Source organism: Streptomyces sp. NPDC001985 (genome assembly GCF_040296845.1).
In the GTDB taxonomy this organism is placed as follows: Bacteria; Actinomycetota; Actinomycetes; order Streptomycetales; family Streptomycetaceae; genus Streptomyces.
This window is the reverse complement of record NZ_JBEOYB010000072.1, coordinates 1-16,116: the sequence shown is the minus strand read 5'-3', so window position 1 is coordinate 16,116 and position 16,116 is coordinate 1. Positions and strand designations below refer to the sequence as shown.

Genomic DNA, 16,116 nt, shown 5'->3' with positions numbered 1-16,116 from the left:
TCCCCCATCTCCCCCTCCTCCACCATGCCCCACCACGTGAGACCGGCCCCCACACCACGGGCAGCCCGAGCAAACCCAGCCCGCCCGCCGCGTGAGGACGCACCCCGCGCCACGGGACACCCGCACAAACCCAGCCCGTCCGCCGCGTGAGGACGCACCCCGCACCACAGGCAACCCGCACAAACCCAGCCCGTCCGGCGCTTGAGGACGCACCCCGCGCCACGGGACACCCGCACAAACCCAGCCCGTCCGGCGCTTGAGGACGGACCCCGCGCCACAGGCAACCCGCACAAACCCAGCCCGTCCGGCGCTTGAGGACGCACCCCGCACCACGGGACACCCGCACCATGCGGCCCCCCGTCGGGGACCAACCCCCGCACCCCCGCGCCTCAAACGCCGGCGAGGCTGGGGTTGCTCAGGTCGCCGGTGGGGGCGGGGGGCGCCGCGCCGGGGGCCGCGGGGCGGCGCGCCGGGGTCAGGGGGGCGGCGGGGCGAGGAGCGGCAGGGGATCGACCCCCACCGTCCCCGGAAGAAACTCCGCGATCCGCTCCGGCGTCCACCCCCCTTCCGCATACCCCGCCCTCACCTCCCTCGGCTGCGCCCACACCGCGATCTTCGGCCCCGCCACCGTGTACACCTGCCCCGTGATCTCCCGCGCCCGCTCGGAGAGCAGATACACCACCAGCGCCGCCACATCCTCCGGCTCCCCGATCTCCGCCGGCTCCACCGGCACCTTCGCCGACATCCGGGTCCGCGCCACCGGCGCCACCGCGTTCGCCGTCACGCCGTATCTGTGCAGACCGAGCGCCGCACTCCGCACCAGCGAGATCACCCCGCCCTTGGCGGCGGAGTAGTTCGCCTGCGCCACCGACCCCTGATGGCTCCCGCTGGTGAACCCGATCAGCGTCCCCGCCCGCTGTCTCCGCATCACCTCCGACGCCGCCCGGAAGAGCGTGAACGCCCCCTTCAGATGCGTCGCCACCACCGAGTCCCACTCCTCCTCGGTCATGTTGAAGAGCATCCGCTCCCGCAGAATCCCCGCCACCCCCACGACCCCGTCGAGCCGCCCGTACTCCGCGAGCGCGACCTCCACCACCCGCCGGCCGCCCGCCATCGTCGCGATGTCGTCCGCGACGGCGACCGCCGTCCCCCCGGCGGCGACGATCTCCCCGGCGACGGCCTCGGCGACCTCCGACGAGGGCTCGCCGCCCGCGATCGAGACCCCGTAGTCGTTGACGACGACCCTCGCCCCCTCGGCCGCCGCCGCGATCGCGACCGCGCGCCCGATCCCCCGCCCGGCTCCGGTCACGGCGACGACCCTGCCTGCCAAGAAGTTCCCCACGCCCGGCCCCTTCCCGCGGTTTCTGACGGTCCGTTAGATTCTTCGCCAGCCGGACGCCGGAGCACAACCCCCAGGAGGGTTCCCGATGCCAATGCCGCCGGAGTTCCACGAGATCGCCCAGCGCGTCAACAACTGGGGCCGCTGGGGCGAGGCCGACGAGACCGGCACCCTCAATCTGATCACCGGCGAGGCCGTCCGCGCCGCCGCCGCCGGCGTCCGCACCGGCAGACGGGTCGCCCTCGCGCTCCCGCTCCACCGGGACGGCATCCAGACCGGCGCCATCCCGGGCCGGGTCAACCCCCTGCACACCATGACGCAGATCAACGCCGAGATCTTCGGCCCCGGCACCGTCGCCGTCAGCGACGACGCGGTGACGATGGGCCTCCAGGCGGCCACCCACTGGGACGCGCTGACCCATGTCTCCCACTCGGGCGTGCTCTACAACGGCCGCCCCGCCGGCACCATCACCGCCCACGGCCGCTCCCGGTACAGCGGCATCGGCTCCGTCCCCTATGTGATCTCCCGGGGCGTACTGCTCGACGTGGCGCGCGCGAAGGGCGTGGAGCGGCTCCCCGGCGACCACCCCGTCTCCCCGGAGGACCTGGACGAGGCCGCCGAGTTCGGCCGGGTCACCGTCACCGCCGGGGACATCGTCCTGGTGCGGACCGGCCAGATGGCGCTGGCGCTGGCCGGGGACAGGCTGGGCTACGGCTCCCCGGCGCCCGGTCTCTCCCTCCGTACGCCCGAGTGGTTCCACGCCCGCGATGTCGCCGCCGTCGCGACCGACACCCTCCCCTTCGAGATCATCCCGCCGGAGATCGACAACCTCTGGCTGCCCGTGCACGCCCTGGACCTGGTGGAGATGGGCATGCTCCAGGGCCAGAACTGGAATCTGGAGGGGCTCTCCACCGCCTGCGCGGAGGAGCGCCGCCACACCTTTCTGCTCTCCGCCATGCCGGAGCCCTTCACCGGCGGAACCGGGACCCCCGTGGCCCCCGTCGCCGTGTTCTGAGCGACGGCCGGCCGGGTCCGGCTACAGCGGCAGGGCCGCCTGCCGGGGAGCGGACCTCCTGCGGGCCACCACCCTCTCGTACGCGACCTCGGGCACCCCGCGGTCCACCTCGCACCAGATGGACTTCCCGGAGCCCTCCTCCTGCCAGCCCCACCGGTCCGCGAGCCCGTCCACCAGCTCCAGACCGCGTCCGTTGGTGTCCTCGCCGTCGGCGTGGCGCTGACGGGGCGGGCGGGCCCCGCACGTGTCGGCGACCTCGACCCGGACCGTCCCGGCCTCCACCGCGCCCGCGCCGAAGAGCATCCGCAGCACCGCCGGACAGCCGGTGTGCACCACCGCGTTGGTGACCAGCTCGGAGATCAGCAGGACCAGGGTGTCGGCCAGCGGCTCATCGCCCCTTATCCCGGACCCCACCAGCCGGGACCTGGCCCATCTGCGCGCCCGCCCCACCTCCGCGGGATCGGGACCGACCTCCAACTGAACCTGGAGCACCTGCACCGCTCACACCATCCGAACCGGCGGACACATCGCCTCGCGCCTCGACTGGGCCATCGTCCTCGACCAGGTCACTGAACGTGACACCCTTACGGGACAGCATGGTTGACGTACAGTCACCGCAACAAGCGCTTCGGGCATATTCCAGCGCGAAGGATTAACCGTGGCGCCAGCTGTGCGACGCGCGTCGCGGGGAGTCGAACAGAGGCTCGTGGACCGCCTGGCCAGGGGACTCGATACAACTCGCATCCCACGGAGAGTACCGGAGCCGGGCCCCGGGAGCGGTCCGTGTCGCCCGGCCGAAGGACACAACCCGATATCGACGCTCAGTGACACTCCCGTCCCCTCCGTCCCGCGTCAGCCCGCCCCGGCACCACCCAGAGTTTCCGCCTGAAGCTCCGCCGCCTCCTCCGCGGTGGGCCGCATCCGGCCCCGTACCCAGGCCCTCTTCAGATGCAGATGGACCTCGGACTCCCAGGTGAACCCCATTCCGCCGTGCACCTGGAGGCAGTCCCGGGCATTGCGCACGGCCGCCTCGTCGGCCAGCAGCTTGGCCCCGGCGATCTCCACCGGGTCCCCGGTGACCGCCGCCGCGTACACAGCGGCCCGCGCGATCTCCGCCCGTACGAGCATCCCCGCACACCGGTGCTTGACGGCCTGGAAGGCCCCCACGGGCCGCCCGAACTGCTCGCGCCCGCGGGCGTGGCGGACCGCCGTCTCGGTGGTGCGGGCGGCGCTCCCGAGCTGCTCGGCCGCGGTGAGCAGGGCCGCGAGCGGATCGTACGGAGCAGGGCGCCCCGGTACGCGGTGCAGCGGGGTCAACGGGTCAACAGACCGCAGCTCCACGGCCCCCCGGACCTCCCCCGTCACCTCGTCGGCCTCCGCCAGCCACGCAACCAGCCCCCCGTCCACCCGCGTCACCATCCGCTCACCGGTGGCCGCGCCCGCCGCCACTCCGGCGGCGAGATGGGTGGCGACCAGCGGGCCCGGCAGCAGCACCCGCCCGGCCTCCTCGAAGACGAGCACGGCCTCCGCCGCGCCCAGCCCCACTCCCCCCGCCGCCTCCGGCAGCCGCAGCGCGAACACCCCCGCGCCGCCGAGCGCCCGCCACAGCGCGCGCATCCGCGCGCCGTCCACCGGCTCCCGGAGCGCTCCGGGCGGCCAGATCCGGGCCAGCAGCTCCCGGGTGCCGTCCCGCAGCGCCCGCTGGTCGTCGGTCAGCCGGAAGTCCATCCCGGTCAGCCCCCCTTCGGCAGGCCGAGAATCCGCTCGGCGATGATGTTCCGCTGGATCTCGGAGGTGCCGGCGGCGATGGTGTACGAGAGGGAGGAGAGCCGGTCCGCCGTCCACTCCCGGTCCAGATCGAGCGCGCCGTCCCCCAGGACCCCGGCAGCCGTCTCGTACAGCTCCTGACGGGCGTGGGAGTAGCGCAGCTTGAAGACGGAGCCGCCGGTGCCGGGGACCCCGCCGGTGTGCCGGGCCTCGCTCACATTCCACTGGATCAGCCGCCACAGCGCCCGGAATTCGGCGTTCAGCCGGCCGAGGGCGCGCCGCACGGCGGGGTCGTCCCAGCGCCCGTTCTCCCGGGCGGCGGCGGCCAGCAGCCCGAGGGTGCGGCGGCAGGCGACGACCTCGCCGACGAAGGCGGTGCCCCGCTCGAAGGAGAGCGTCACCATCGTCACCCGCCAGCCGTCGTTCTCCGCGCCGATCCGGTTCGCCACCGGGACGCGCACCTCGTCGAGGAAGACCTCGGCGAACTCGGTGGAGCCGGCCAGCGTCCGCAGCGGCCGGACGGTGACACCGGGGGCGTCCATGGGCAGGGCGAGCCAGGAGATCCCCCGGTGTCCCGGCTCGGCCGGGCCGGTGCGGACGAGGAGTTCGCACCAGTCGGCGACCTCCGCGTGCGAGGTCCAGAGCTTGGAGCCGGTGACGGTGTACATGTCGCCGTCGCGCACCGCCCGGGTCCGCAGGGACGCGAGGTCCGAGCCCGCGTCCGGCTCGGAGAAGCCCTGGCACCAGAGGGACTCGCCGCGCAGGATGGGCCCGAGCCAGCGCTCGCGCTGCCCGGGGGTGCCCTCGGCGGCGATGGTCGGCCCGGCGTGCAGCAGCCCGACGAAGTTGGCCCCGACATAGGGGGCGCCCGCGCGCTCGGTCTCCTCCAGGAAGATCAGCCGCTGGGTGGGGGGCGCGTCCCAGTGCACACCTCCGTATCCGGCCTCGTACAGCCTGCGCTGCCAGCCGGTGTCGTACGCGCGGCGGCCCGGCCAGTCGCCGGGCGCGGGCGGGCCGGGGAGCGCGGGGAGGGTGCGGGCGAGCCAGGCGCGCAGCCGGGACCTGAACTCCTCTTCCTCCCGCGTGTACGTCAGGTCCACCGCGGGTCCGGCCCCCGGTCCAGATCGAGGCCGAGCATGCGGATGGCGTTCCCGCGCATGAGTTTGTAGACGGTCTCGTCGTCCAGCCCCCGCACATGGTCGAGCGCCACCTGCTTGGTGTCCGGGAAGGTGGAGTCCACATGCGGATAGTCGGTCTCGAAGGTGGCGTTGTCGCGGCCGACGGCGTCGAGGGCGGCGATGCCGTGCTTGTCGCGGAAGAAGCAGCAGAACATCTGCCGGTAGTAGTAGACCGACGGCGGCTCGGGGACGGTCTCCCGGACCCCGCCCCAGGCCCGGTGCTCGCGCCACACGTCGTCGGCGCGTTCCAGGGCGTACGGAATCCAGCCCATCTGGCCCTCGCTGTAGGCGAGCTTGAGCCGGGGGAACCTCACCAGGACGCCGCTGAAGAGGAAGTCCATCATCGAGGCCATGGCGTTGTTGAAGCTGAGCGCGGCCTGCACGGCGGGCGGGGCGTCCGGGGAGGCGGCGGGCATCTGGGAGGAGGAGCCGATGTGCATGTTGACCACGGTTCCGGTCTCCTGGCAGACGGCGAAGAAGGGGTCCCAGTGGCCGGAGTGGATCGAGGGCAGCCCGAGGTGGGTGGGGATCTCGGAGAAGGTCACCGCCCGCACCCCGCGCGCCGCGTTCCGTTCGACCTCGGCGACGGCGAGGCCGATGTCCCAGAGCGGGATGATGCAGAGCGGGATGAGCCGGCCGCCGCTGTCGCCGCACCACTCCTCGACCATCCAGTCGTTGTAGGCGCGGACGCAGGCGAGGGCGACCTCCTTGTCCTGGGCCTCGGCGAAGGTCTGGCCGCAGAACCGGGGGAAGGTGGGGAAGCAGAGGGAGGCTTCCACATGGTTGAGGTCCATGTCCTTCAGCCGGGCGGCCGGGTCCCAGCAGCCGGGGCGCATCTCGGCGCGGGTGATGCCCTCCAGGGTCATGTCGTCGCGGTCGAAGCCGACGGCGGCGATGTTCCGTTTGTAGGGGAAGCGGAGGTCCTCGTAGATCCACCAGTCGGCGGGCGGGCCCTCGGGGTCCATGGTGACGCGGTACTTGCCGCCGATGTAGGCGAGTTCGCCGATGCCCGCGGTGAGCGGCTGGGGTCCCCTCTCCCGGTACTTCGCCGGGAGCCAGGTCGCGAAGAGGTGCGCCGGTTCGATGACATGGTCGTCGACGCTGACGATCCGAGGTAGTTCGGCCATGGTGTTCCCCTCCGCCGTGCCCGCGACCCAACCGATCTGATGGCCCGTCAGATAGCAGGCTAGCCCCGCGCCCCTGGACCGACAAGCGCCGGAGCCCTACGCTCTCGCCATCATCTGACGCATCGTCACATACGCTGGCGACCGGGGAGGCGGCCCGTGAACGCGACCGCGCACGCACTGGGAGAGGCGCCGACGCTCTGGGAGCTGCTGCGCCGCCGGGCCCGCCGCACGCCCGGCCGGCCCGCGCTCCTCCAGGACAACCGGGTCCTCACCTTCGGGGAGCTGCACGACCGGGCCGAGCGGGTGGCCGCCGGACTGTGCGCGCGGGGGGTGCGCCCCGGGACCGTCGTCGCCTGGCAGCTGCCGACCCGGATCGAGACGGTCCTGCTCTCCCTCGCGCTGGCCCGCATCGGCGCGGTGCAGTCCCCCGTCATCCCCCACTGCCGCGACCGGGACGTGGCCTTCGCCCTGCGCGCCTCGGCCGCCGGGCACTTCGCCGTGCCCGGCACCTGGCGCGGCCACGACCACACCGCGATGGCCGGGCGCGTCGGAGCGCCCGGTGTCTTCGAGGCGTACGGCACCCTGCCCGACGGCGATCCCGCGACGCTCCCCGGCCCCCCGGACTCGGGCACGGACGTCCGCTGGATCTACTGGACCTCCGGCACCACGGCCGATCCCAAGGGCGTGCGCCACACCGACCGCTCACTGATCGCCGGCGGCTCGTGCCTCGCCCACGCCCTGCGGCTCACCGAGGACGACATCGGCTCCATCGCCTTCCCGTACGCCCATATCGGCGGCGCGGACTATCTGGTGATGCTGCTGCTGTACGGGATACCTGCGGTCCTCTTCGAGCACTTCGCGCTCCCGGGCGCGCTGGACGCCTACCGCGCGCACGGGGTGACCGTGGCGGGCGGCTCCACCGCGTTCTACTCGATGTTCCTCGCCGAGCAGCGCAGACAGCCGGGCCGCAGGCTGATCCCCTCGCTGCGGCTGCTCGCGGGCGGGGGCGCCCCGAAGCCGCCGGAGCTGTACCACGACGTCGTGCGCGAGATGGGGTGCGCGCTCACCCACGGGTACGGCATGACCGAGGTGCCCATGATCACCATGGGCTCCCCGGACGACACCCCCGAGAACCTCGCCGGGACGGAGGGGCGTCCGCCGGCCGGGATGGAGATCCGGATCGTGGACGGGGAGGTGCGGCTGCGGGGGGAGGCGGTCTGCCAGGGGTATCTGGACCCGGAGCAGACGGCGGCGGCCTTCGACGAGGAGGGGTTCCTGCGGACCGGGGACCTCGGGCGGCTCACGCCCGAGGGGCATCTGGTGCTCACCGGGCGCCTCAAGGACATCATCATCCGCAAGGGCGAGAACATCTCGGCCCAGGAGATCGAGGCGCTGCTGCACACGCACCCGGGGATCGCCGAGGCGGCGGTGATCGGACTGCCGGACGCGGAGCGGGGGGAGCGGGTCTGCGCGGTGGTGGAGCGGGCGCCGGGGGCGGGGGTGCTGGTGCTGGCGGATGTGACGGCGCATTTGCTGGCGCGGGGGCTGTCGGTGCACAAGCTGCCGGAGCAGCTGGAGGTGGTGGAGGAGCTGCCGCGCGGGGAGACGCTCCGCAAGGTCCGGAAACACCACCTCCGCACCCTCTTCACCTGACCACCCCACCCCCCGGGACCCGCCCCGGCCCGTCCGGGTCCACCTCCGGGCAAGCTTGAGGACGGCCCCCGCGCCACAAGGCAACCCGCACAAACCCAGCCCGTCCGGGGCACCTCCCAGAGGCAGCTCTGGGCGAGCTTGAGGACGGCCCCCGCGCCACAGGAGACCCGCACCAACCCAGCCCGTCCGGCGTTTGAGGACGGACCCTGTGCCACAGGACCCCGCACCCCGCGGGCCACCGTCGGGGACCAGCCCCCGAACCCCCGCTCCTCAAACGCCGGAGAGGCTGGATTTCGCACCTCAGCTCGCCGGAGAGGCTGAGCAACCCCAGCCCCGCTGGGCGCACCTCCCAGAGGCAGCTGAGCCTGAGGACGGCCCCCGCGCCACAGGACCCCGCACCCCGCACCCCCCCTTGACCTCAAGCGCGGTTGACCTCCTAGCCTCACCACCACCACCATCCACCCCACCCCACCGCGAGGCCCCCATGCCCTCCTCCCCCGTCACCCCCGTCATCCCCGTCACCCCCTCCCCCGCCGACCCCTTCGCCCCCGACGACGCCCTCACCACCCAGCCCGTCGGCTACTGGACCGGGCGGGCGCACCGGGCCGTCACCACGCGGCTCCGGGCCGCGCTCGCCCGGGTCGATGTCACCCAGCCCCAGTGGCAGACGATGAACCGCGTGGACGCCCCCGGCGGCCTCCCGACCCGCGACCAGGTCATCGCCCAGCTCACCCCCACCGCCGACGGCCCGCACGAGATCTCCCGCGTCATCGACCAGCTCCTCCACCGGGGGTGGCTCACCGCCGGCCCCGGCGACCGCCTCGGCCTCACCGATGCGGGCCGGGCGGCCAAGGCCCGGATCAGGGAGCTGGTGACCGAGGTGCGGGCCGAGGTCCACGAGGGCGTCACGGACGAGGAGTACGTCGCCGCCCTCCGGGTCCTCCGCCGGATGATCACCAACGCGGAGGGCTCCGGGCCGCCCGTACAGAACTGATACACGACCTCAACGCGACGGATGGGTGTCTGCCCCACAGTGAGCCCGTCCGGCCCGGCAGGGCAGTATGAGTGAGCAGTATGAGTAATCGGTGACATGCGTCGAATGTGGGGAAGGCCCGAAGTGACCGCAGAACCGGATGGGTCCGAGCAGCCCCCCGCCATCCTCCTGGTCGAGGACGACGAGGTGATCCGCACCGCCGTCTCCATGGCCCTGGAGCGCTACGGCTACCGGATGCGGTCCGCCGCCGACGGCCTCACCGGGCTGGAGCTGTTCCGCGAGCACGCCCCCGACCTGCTGCTGCTGGATGTGATGCTCCCGGAGCTGGACGGCGTCGGCCTGTGCCGCAAGGTCCGGGAGACCAGCCAGACCCCCGTCCTGATGATGTCCGCCCGGGGCGACTCCCTGGACGTCGTGCTGGGCCTGGAGGCGGGCGCCGACGACTACGTGGTGAAGCCCGTCGACACCCCGGTGCTGGTGGCCCGTATCCGCGCCCTGCTCCGGCGCGCCACCTTCACCCCCGCCCCGGCCCCCTCCGGCCCCGGGCGGCCGGCCCCCGGCACCGGCCCGGACCGGCTCGTCTTCGGCGATCTGACCGTGGACACCCGCGGTCTGGAGGTGTTCCGGGGCGGGGAGCCCGTCGCCCTCGCCCCGACCGAGCTGCGGCTGCTGCTGGAGTTCGCCGCGCACCCCGGGGTCGTCCTGGAGCGGCAGACGCTGCTGCGCAATGTCTGGGACTACGGCTGGGACGGTGACAGCCGGGTCGTCGACCTGTGTGTGCAGCGGCTCCGCCGGAAGATCGGCGCGGACCGCGTCGAGACGGTCCGCGGCTTCGGCTACAAGCTGCGGCGCTGACCCGTGGACGCGAGAAGCACGGCGGCCGGCGCCCTGCGGAGCCTGTGGAACTGGAGATCGCTGCGGTGGAAGATCGCCGCCCTGGTGGTCACGGCGTCCTGCGGCGTGGCCCTGGCCGTGGGCGTCCTCGTCCACCGGGCCACCGCCGACCGCTTCCAGCGGGAGGGAATCGGCAGGGCCCTGGAGGAGCTGGAGACCGGGGTGAGGGAGTACGAGCGGGGCTCCGGAGCGGACTCGTCGGAGTATCTGACCGACCCGGCGGAGCTGCCGCCCGAGCTGCTCGCCCGGGTGGACTCCTCCGGCCGGCCCGCCACCTGGTACGACACGGAGAGCCGCACGGGCCCGTGGATGTGGGCCGCGCAGACCGTGGACGGCCAGGTGATCTCCGTCGCGATGAGCATGAGCACCGAGGAGCTGGAGCTGGCCGCCCTGGACCGCACCAGCGTGAAGGTCTCGGCGGCGACCCTCGCCGTGATCGTCCCGCTCTCCCTGGTCCTCACCGAGCTGCTCAACCGCCGGCTGCGGCGGGTGGCACGGACCGCCCGGCGCATCGCGGACGGCGAACTGGGCGCCCGTACCGGAGCGGGCGGACGGCGCGGCGACGAGGTCACCGAGATCGCGGAGGCGGTCGACTCCATGGCCCACTCCCTCCAGGAGCGCCTCCGCACCGAGCAGCGGTTCACCGCCGATGTCGCCCATGAGCTGCGCACCCCGCTGATGGGCCTGGTCACCTCCACCGAGCTGTTGCCCGACGGCAGGGCGACCGAGCTGGTACGGGACCGGGTGCGGGTGCTGCGGGGGCTGGTCGAGGACCTGCTGGAGATCTCCCGGCTGGACGCGGGGGCGGAGGCGCCGGACGCCCGTCCGGTGCCGGTGGGCCGTGTCGTCGAGGCGTCGGTGCTCCGGACCGGCCATGAGACCCGGACGGTGATCGTCAGCGATGAGCAGATCTCGACCGACCCGCGCCGGCTGGACCGCATCATCACCAATCTGGTCCTGAACGCGCACCGCCACGGCAGCGCGCCCGTCGAGGTCCGGGTGGACGGCCGGAACGTGGTGGTGCGCGACCACGGCCCGGGTTTCCCCGCGTCCCTGCTGGCGGACGGGCCCCAGCGGTTCCGCACCGGGGCCTCGGAACGCGGCCACGGCCACGGACTGGGGCTGACGATCGCGCTGGGCCAGGCCGGGGTCATCGGGGCGACGCTCCACTTCGCCAACGCGGAGGGCGGCGGCGCCGAGGCCGTACTCCGCCTCTGACGCACGGCGGCACACGGCGGCACACGGCGATACACGGCGGACACACGGCCGAGCAGTAACGGACGGACGGGCTCCGGAAGGCGGAGACACCCCGCGCGGAGAGTGGCGGACGTGCGCACTTCCGCGCGCCAGTCCTCCGGAGGCAGCCATGAACGACCGCACCGAGGCGGACCGTCCCGCGATCGACTGGCGCAGGGGGCGCCGCACGGCGGTCCTCTGCGTGCTGTACGCGGCGGCCCTGCTCGCCCACCCCCTGCTGCCCAACGGCGCCGGGAACTCCGGCAGTCTCGTGGAGACCTTTCTGCCCTGGTCCGCGCTGGCGGCCGGGCCGCTGCTCCTGCTGGCGCTCGTCCGCCGCGCCCCGCTCGCCGCCGGCGCGGCCCTGCTTCCGGCGCTGGCCTGGCTCGCCCTGTTCGGCGAGGAGCTATCCGACAAGCGGGAGCGGGGCGGGGAGCTGACCGTCGTCAGCCACAACGTCGGCGCCTCCAACCCGGACCCGGCCGCCACCGCCCGCGCCCTCGCGGCGACCGGCGCCCAGGTGATCGCGGTCCAGGAGCTGTCGGACGCCGCCCGGGAGCCGTTCCGCCGGGCCCTGCCGTCCCGCTACCGCCACCACACGGTCCAGGGCGGGGTGGGCCTGTGGAGCACCTACGGGATGACCTCGTCCGCCCCCGTCGACATCATGCCCTGGCCCCGCGCCCTGCGCGCCACCCTCACCACCCCGAAGGGCCCGGTCACCGTGTTCGTGGCGCATCTCGCCTCGGTCCGCGTCACCCCGGAGTCCGGCTTCACCACCGACCGCCGCGACACCGCCGCCGCCCTCCTCACCGAGGCCGTCGCCCGCGGCGCCACGGAACGGACCCTTCTGCTCGGCGACTTCAACGGCACCCCGCACGACCGCGCCCTGGCCCCGCTGCGGCGGGGCTGGACCTCCGCCCAGGAGAGCGCCGGCGACGGCTTCGGCTTCACCTGGCCCGCCCGCTTCCCGATGGCCCGCATCGATCACATCCTCGCCCGCGGAATCGCCCCGGTCTCCGCCCGGACCCTCCCGAAGACGGGGAGCGACCATCTGCCGGTGAGCGCGTCCTTCGCCCTCTGACGCCCTCTGAGGGGCCGGGCACGGCGCGGACGGGGGCCGCGCCGTGCCGTATTCCCCTCGCCCGCGCGGGCGGCTCTCCCGTACGTTCGGACGCATGACCGTGCTCCAGGGCGCCGCCGTCGCCCTCCGCCCCACCGTCCCGGACGACATCCCCGCCCTCGCCGCGATCCGGGCGAAACCCGAGGTGCGGGCCGTGTGGCAGGGCGGGGAGGATCTGGCGGCGGAGATCGCCGAGGACCTCCGCGACCCGGACACCCACCATCTGACCGTCGAGTACGAGGGGCGGATCGCGGGGATGATCCAGTGGCACGCGGAGGAGGAGCCGGACTACCGGCACGCGGGGATGGATCTCTTCCTCGACCCGGCCGTGCACGGCCGGGGGCTCGGCACCGACACCGTGCGCACGCTCGCCGCGCATCTCGTCGACGACCACGGCCACCACCGCCTCACCATCGACCCGGCGGCCGACAACGCGGTGGCGATCCGCTGTTACGAGAAGGCGGGCTTCCGGGCCGTCGGCGTCATGCGGCGGTACGAGCGCCGCGCGGACGGCACCTGGCACGACGGGCTGCTGATGGATCTGCTCGCGGACGAACTGGTGCGCTGAGCGTGCCCGGGCGGGCGGAACGGCCCCCCGGGCACGGCAGCCGGGTCCGGGTCCGTCAGGGGTGTTCGGGGGTCACGTAGTACGCGGCGAACGCCGACAGGACCTCCTCCTCGCTGATCCGGCCGTCCCCGTCCGTGTCCAGCGACCGCGCGATGGCCGACGCCGGGGACGCCTCCACGCCCAGCACCCGCAGCACCCGCTCCACCGCCGACGGGGTCGCCCCGGAGCCGTCCTCGTCCGCGATGGCGATCACCGCGTGCAGGAAGGGGCGGGCGATCTCGGCGAATCTCTGGGGGTTGTCCCGGAGCCGCTTCACCGCGCCGGTGATGAACTCCTGGCGGGAGACCCGCTGATCGCCGTCCACATCGGCGATCCCCGCCATGCCCTGCCAGAACGCCTCGGCGCCGATGTACAGCGCCTGGCCCTTCTCGCAGCGCGCGGTGGTGGAGAACTCGTTGAGCAGTGCGGCGGCGGCGCCGCTGAAGTCCTGCCGGTCGATATAGCCATTGCCGTCCTGGTCAAAGGCGGCGAAGCGAGACGCGATCTTGCGCTCGTACTCTGCGCTGTCCATGCGGGGAGCGTACGGCCCCCGACCGCTGACGCGTGCAAGTACCCGCCAATTCACCGGAACGATCGGGTCCGGGGCGGCTCACGCCGGGAGCGCCTCCGATCCCTCGGCCGTCGCCGCGCCCGCGTCCGCGTACACCTCGAAGAGCCGGCGGACGCCGAGGGCGCCGAGGACCCGGTTCACATGGGAGCCCTCCACCGCGCCGCGCGCGGGCAGGATCAGCCGGAGTCTGCCGCCGCAGGACTGGAGCAGCCGGCGGGCGGCGATCAGCACACCCACTCCGCTGGAGTCGCAGAACCGCACCCCGGACAGGTCCAGCACCACGTCCCGGTGCCCCTCGGCCACCGCCGCGTGCACCTGGCGGCGGACCTCCGGTGAGGACACCAGGTCCAGCTCACCCCTGATGTGCAGCACGGTCCAGCCGCCCCGCCGGACCTCGTTCACGGTGAGCGTCACCACCAAACCTCCTCATTAGGCGCACTTTCCCCACTAGTCATGCATAAAACCCCATGGCTGTGGCAGATTCCTCCGGGGGTACCGCTCCCCTACCATGTCGGCCTTCCCCTGGGGGCGCACTTGAAGCAAAGGGGCGTGCACGGGTCCCCTCGCGCATTACATTCGGCGGGAGGGAACATCCACGCAGAGGCACAGGAGCACTACGCAGGGCACGGGTTCGGGGTTGGGGGCCGTATGGCAAAGGAAACACCGCCGCGCTGGGACCGCAGGATGCAGCAGCGCCTGGCGCGCGGAGAGGCAGCGGCCCTCGGGGAGCTGTACGACCGATTCGCCTCGCTCGTGCACATGCTGGCCCACCGGGTGCTCGACGACGACGAGGCGGCGGACCAGGTGACCCGCGAGGTCTTCGGCTACATCTGGGAGAACCCCGACGCCTACGACCCCAAGCAGGGCTCGATGCGCTCCTGGGTCGCCAAGCTCACCAACAGCCAGGCCGTGCACCGGCTGCGCCAGAGCGAGTCGGCCGGCGGCGACGGCGGGAGCGGCGGTTCGCCGGAGGAGCTGGAGCAGAAGGTGCGCCGGGCCGCCGTCGCGGCGCGGGCCGACTACATCGTCACCTCGATGCCCGCGCCCCTGCGGGCCGCGCTGGAACTGGCGTACCACGGCCGCCGGGACTACCGGCAGACCGCCGAGGACCTCGGGGTGAGCGAGGACGAGGCCCGGCGCCGGCTGCGGCTCGGCCTCCAGCTGCTCTCCACCGCGCACACCCGGCCCCTGGAGGGCTCCGCGCCACCCGGTTGCGGACGCTCGCTGTGAGCGGGGACGAGCCCCCGGGCGAGAGCCACGACGGCGGCCGGCACCGCCCCGAGGGCGGCGGCCGGCAGGGCGCGCCGCGCATACCGGGGCCGCGCGCGGCGGCCGACGACCTCGAACCGCGCGGCCGGACGGACCCGCCGCGGCAGTACCCCGCGACCACCCCGCACGAGGCCGATATGCCCGTACCACCCGGCGGTGACGCCGGGACCCCGTCCCCGGCCCCGTCCCACAGCGTCCTCAAGTCCCTGCTCGGGGCGTGGGCGCTGTCCGCCTGTTCCACCGAGGAGACGGCCCAGGTCGAGCTGCACCTCGGGGAGTGTGCGCCCTGCGCGGACGAGGCCCTGCGGCTGCGGGACGCGGTCGCGCTGCTGCACACCGAGCGCGATCTCGACCTCGATCCGCTGCTGCGCTTCCGGGTGCTGGAGAACTGCCTCGGCCGCCGGCCCGCCCGTATCCCGGTGCCGGAGTGGGCGGCTCCCTATGACGCGGAGACCGCCCGGCTCGATGCCCTGCTGCGGGACATCGGCGCGTCGGAGTGGCGGCGGCCGGTGCGGCTGAAGTGGTTCGACGGCCGCGACCCGGTCTCCCGCGAGACCTCCGTCGCCGGTGTCATCGGCCATCTGACCAGCGTGGACGGACTGGTCGCCGGCGCGCTCGGACTCGACGACCCACTCGGCCGGGACGCCCCGGCCACCCCGGAGGAGCGCACGGAGCGGTACTGGCGGACCGAGGTCCGCACGGCGGCGGGGCACGAGGTCCACGAACCGTGGCGGGACCAGAGCCACGCCCTGATCCGCACGGTGTCCTTCGCGGGCCGGGGCGTCGCCGAGCTGTCCGTCTCCTACGGGGACTTCTCGCTGCCGCTGCGCGACGCGCTGCTGGACCGGGCCTTCGAGTGCTGGATGCACGCGGACGACATCGCGGACGCGGTGGACTATCCGTACGATCCACCGCGCGGCTCCCATCTGCACCGGATGGTCGACCTGTCGGCCCGGCTGCTGCCCGCGGCCCTCGCCGGGCGCCGCCGCGCGGGGCTCGCGGGACCGGCGAAGCACCTGGTCACGGCCGGTTCCCCGGGCCGTTCGCTGCATCTGGAGATCGAGGGCGCGGGCGGCGGGGACTGGTACATCCCGCTCGACTCCCCGGCGGCGCTGGGCTCGCCCGATCTCACGGTGGCGCAAGTCGCGCTGGACCGGGTGGAGTTCTGCCAGCTGGTGGCGGGGCATGTCCCGCCGGAGGAGGCCGCGGCCGGACAGGACGGCGACCGGGAGGCGATCAGGGATGTGCTCTTCGCCGCCGCTTCCCTGAGCCGGGTGTAGCCCGGCGGCACACGAGGAGCGGGGACGGAAGCCGTGCGGCGGGGGCCCGCACGCCCCCGCCGCACG

General features: G+C 73.7%; 16 protein-coding genes. 9 read left to right on the top strand and 7 right to left on the bottom strand.

From position 1 onward, the window contains the following. Nucleotides 1–475: 475 nt before the first annotated feature. Nucleotides 476–1,342, bottom strand: coding sequence for an SDR family oxidoreductase (locus tag ABT122_RS26890; protein WP_351557442.1), 867 nt, complete (start codon nt 1,340–1,342; stop codon nt 476–478). Nucleotides 1,343–1,427: 85 nt separating this feature from the next. Between ABT122_RS26890 and ABT122_RS26885 the strand changes: the two genes are divergently transcribed. Next, a complete protein-coding gene (locus ABT122_RS26885; protein ID WP_351557439.1) occupies nt 1,428–2,354 on the top strand; it encodes a cyclase family protein in 927 nt (308 codons plus the stop codon). 21 nt (nt 2,355–2,375) lie between these two features. Here the strand turns inward: ABT122_RS26885 and ABT122_RS26880 are convergent, their stop codons facing one another. The 4 genes from ABT122_RS26880 to ABT122_RS26865 form a co-directional block, all read right to left on the bottom strand. Continuing rightward, nucleotides 2,376–2,852 (bottom strand): ATP-binding protein, encoded by a 477-nt coding sequence (locus ABT122_RS26880; RefSeq protein WP_351557436.1) that lies wholly within the window; start codon nt 2,850–2,852, stop codon nt 2,376–2,378. 354 nt (nt 2,853–3,206) lie between these two features. After that, entirely contained in the window at nt 3,207–4,082 is an 876-nt protein-coding gene (locus ABT122_RS26875) for an acyl-CoA dehydrogenase family protein (RefSeq protein ID WP_351557433.1), read from the bottom strand. A 5-nt stretch (nt 4,083–4,087) separates the two neighbouring features. Beyond that, the gene (locus ABT122_RS26870) at nt 4,088–5,221 is read right to left on the bottom strand and encodes an acyl-CoA dehydrogenase family protein (RefSeq protein ID WP_351557430.1); all 1,134 of its coding nucleotides are present in this window, start codon (nt 5,219–5,221) and stop codon (nt 4,088–4,090) included. Continuing rightward, the gene (locus tag ABT122_RS26865; RefSeq protein ID WP_351557427.1) at nt 5,212–6,426 is read right to left on the bottom strand and encodes an amidohydrolase family protein; all 1,215 of its coding nucleotides are present in this window, start codon (nt 6,424–6,426) and stop codon (nt 5,212–5,214) included. The genes ABT122_RS26870 and ABT122_RS26865 overlap by 10 nt, the downstream gene beginning before the upstream one ends. Before the next feature lie 156 nt (nt 6,427–6,582). Here ABT122_RS26865 and ABT122_RS26860 point away from each other — a divergent pair, with 156 nt between their 5' ends. The 6 genes from ABT122_RS26860 (at nt 6,583) to ABT122_RS26835 (ending at nt 12,891) form a co-directional block, all read left to right on the top strand. Then, nucleotides 6,583–8,079: a class I adenylate-forming enzyme family protein gene (locus ABT122_RS26860; protein ID WP_351557424.1), complete on the top strand. Its 1,497-nt coding sequence runs from the start codon at nt 6,583–6,585 to the stop codon at nt 8,077–8,079. Nucleotides 8,080–8,563: 484 nt separating this feature from the next. After that, a complete protein-coding gene (locus tag ABT122_RS26855; protein ID WP_351557421.1) occupies nt 8,564–9,073 on the top strand; it encodes a MarR family winged helix-turn-helix transcriptional regulator in 510 nt (169 codons plus the stop codon). 105 nt (nt 9,074–9,178) lie between these two features. Next, nucleotides 9,179–9,928 carry a two-component system response regulator CseB gene (cseB, locus tag ABT122_RS26850; RefSeq protein WP_351557506.1) on the top strand — a complete coding sequence of 250 codons (750 nt, stop codon included), beginning with the start codon at nt 9,179–9,181 and terminating at the stop codon, nt 9,926–9,928. 3 nt (nt 9,929–9,931) lie between these two features. After that, nucleotides 9,932–11,185, top strand: coding sequence for an ATP-binding protein (locus ABT122_RS26845; protein ID WP_351557419.1), 1,254 nt, complete (start codon nt 9,932–9,934; stop codon nt 11,183–11,185). 148 nt (nt 11,186–11,333) lie between these two features. Further along, on the top strand, nt 11,334–12,284 hold the full coding sequence (locus ABT122_RS26840; RefSeq protein ID WP_351557417.1) for an endonuclease/exonuclease/phosphatase family protein: 951 nt from the start codon (nt 11,334–11,336) through the stop codon (nt 12,282–12,284). A 94-nt stretch (nt 12,285–12,378) separates the two neighbouring features. Further along, on the top strand, nt 12,379–12,891 hold the full coding sequence (locus ABT122_RS26835; protein ID WP_351557414.1) for a GNAT family N-acetyltransferase: 513 nt from the start codon (nt 12,379–12,381) through the stop codon (nt 12,889–12,891). Between the two features lie 55 nt (nt 12,892–12,946). Here ABT122_RS26835 and ABT122_RS26830 read toward each other — a convergent pair whose 3' ends face one another. Together ABT122_RS26830 and ABT122_RS26825 are read right to left on the bottom strand one after the other, a co-directional pair. Beyond that, nucleotides 12,947–13,462: an EF-hand domain-containing protein gene (locus tag ABT122_RS26830; protein WP_351557411.1), complete on the bottom strand. Its 516-nt coding sequence runs from the start codon at nt 13,460–13,462 to the stop codon at nt 12,947–12,949. A gap of 78 nt (nt 13,463–13,540) precedes the next feature. Continuing rightward, entirely contained in the window at nt 13,541–13,915 is a 375-nt protein-coding gene (locus ABT122_RS26825) for an STAS domain-containing protein (protein ID WP_351557409.1), read from the bottom strand. Between the two features lie 234 nt (nt 13,916–14,149). On the opposite strand from ABT122_RS26825, the gene ABT122_RS26820 reads away from it, so the two are divergent. Together ABT122_RS26820 and ABT122_RS26815 are read left to right on the top strand one after the other, a co-directional pair. Then, a complete protein-coding gene (locus ABT122_RS26820) occupies nt 14,150–14,731 on the top strand; it encodes a sigma-70 family RNA polymerase sigma factor (protein ID WP_351557407.1) in 582 nt (193 codons plus the stop codon). Continuing rightward, the gene (locus tag ABT122_RS26815; protein WP_451068503.1) at nt 14,728–16,050 is read left to right on the top strand and encodes a maleylpyruvate isomerase N-terminal domain-containing protein; all 1,323 of its coding nucleotides are present in this window, start codon (nt 14,728–14,730) and stop codon (nt 16,048–16,050) included. The genes ABT122_RS26820 and ABT122_RS26815 overlap by 4 nt, the downstream gene beginning before the upstream one ends. Nucleotides 16,051–16,116: the final 66 nt, after the last annotated feature.

Coding starts and splice junctions, on each gene's coding strand:
- ABT122_RS26885 (WP_351557439.1), top strand. CDS start 1,428: ATGCCAATGCCGCCGGAGTTCCACGAGATCGCCCAGCGCGTCAACAAC.
- ABT122_RS26875 (WP_351557433.1), bottom strand. CDS start 4,082: ATGGACTTCCGGCTGACCGACGACCAGCGGGCGCTGCGGGACGGCACC.
- ABT122_RS26865 (WP_351557427.1), bottom strand. CDS start 6,426: ATGGCCGAACTACCTCGGATCGTCAGCGTCGACGACCATGTCATCGAA.
- ABT122_RS26855 (WP_351557421.1), top strand. CDS start 8,564: ATGCCCTCCTCCCCCGTCACCCCCGTCATCCCCGTCACCCCCTCCCCC.
- cseB (WP_351557506.1), top strand. CDS start 9,179: ATGTGGGGAAGGCCCGAAGTGACCGCAGAACCGGATGGGTCCGAGCAG.
- ABT122_RS26840 (WP_351557417.1), top strand. CDS start 11,334: ATGAACGACCGCACCGAGGCGGACCGTCCCGCGATCGACTGGCGCAGG.
- ABT122_RS26835 (WP_351557414.1), top strand. CDS start 12,379: ATGACCGTGCTCCAGGGCGCCGCCGTCGCCCTCCGCCCCACCGTCCCG.
- ABT122_RS26830 (WP_351557411.1), bottom strand. CDS start 13,462: ATGGACAGCGCAGAGTACGAGCGCAAGATCGCGTCTCGCTTCGCCGCC.
- ABT122_RS26820 (WP_351557407.1), top strand. CDS start 14,150: ATGGCAAAGGAAACACCGCCGCGCTGGGACCGCAGGATGCAGCAGCGC.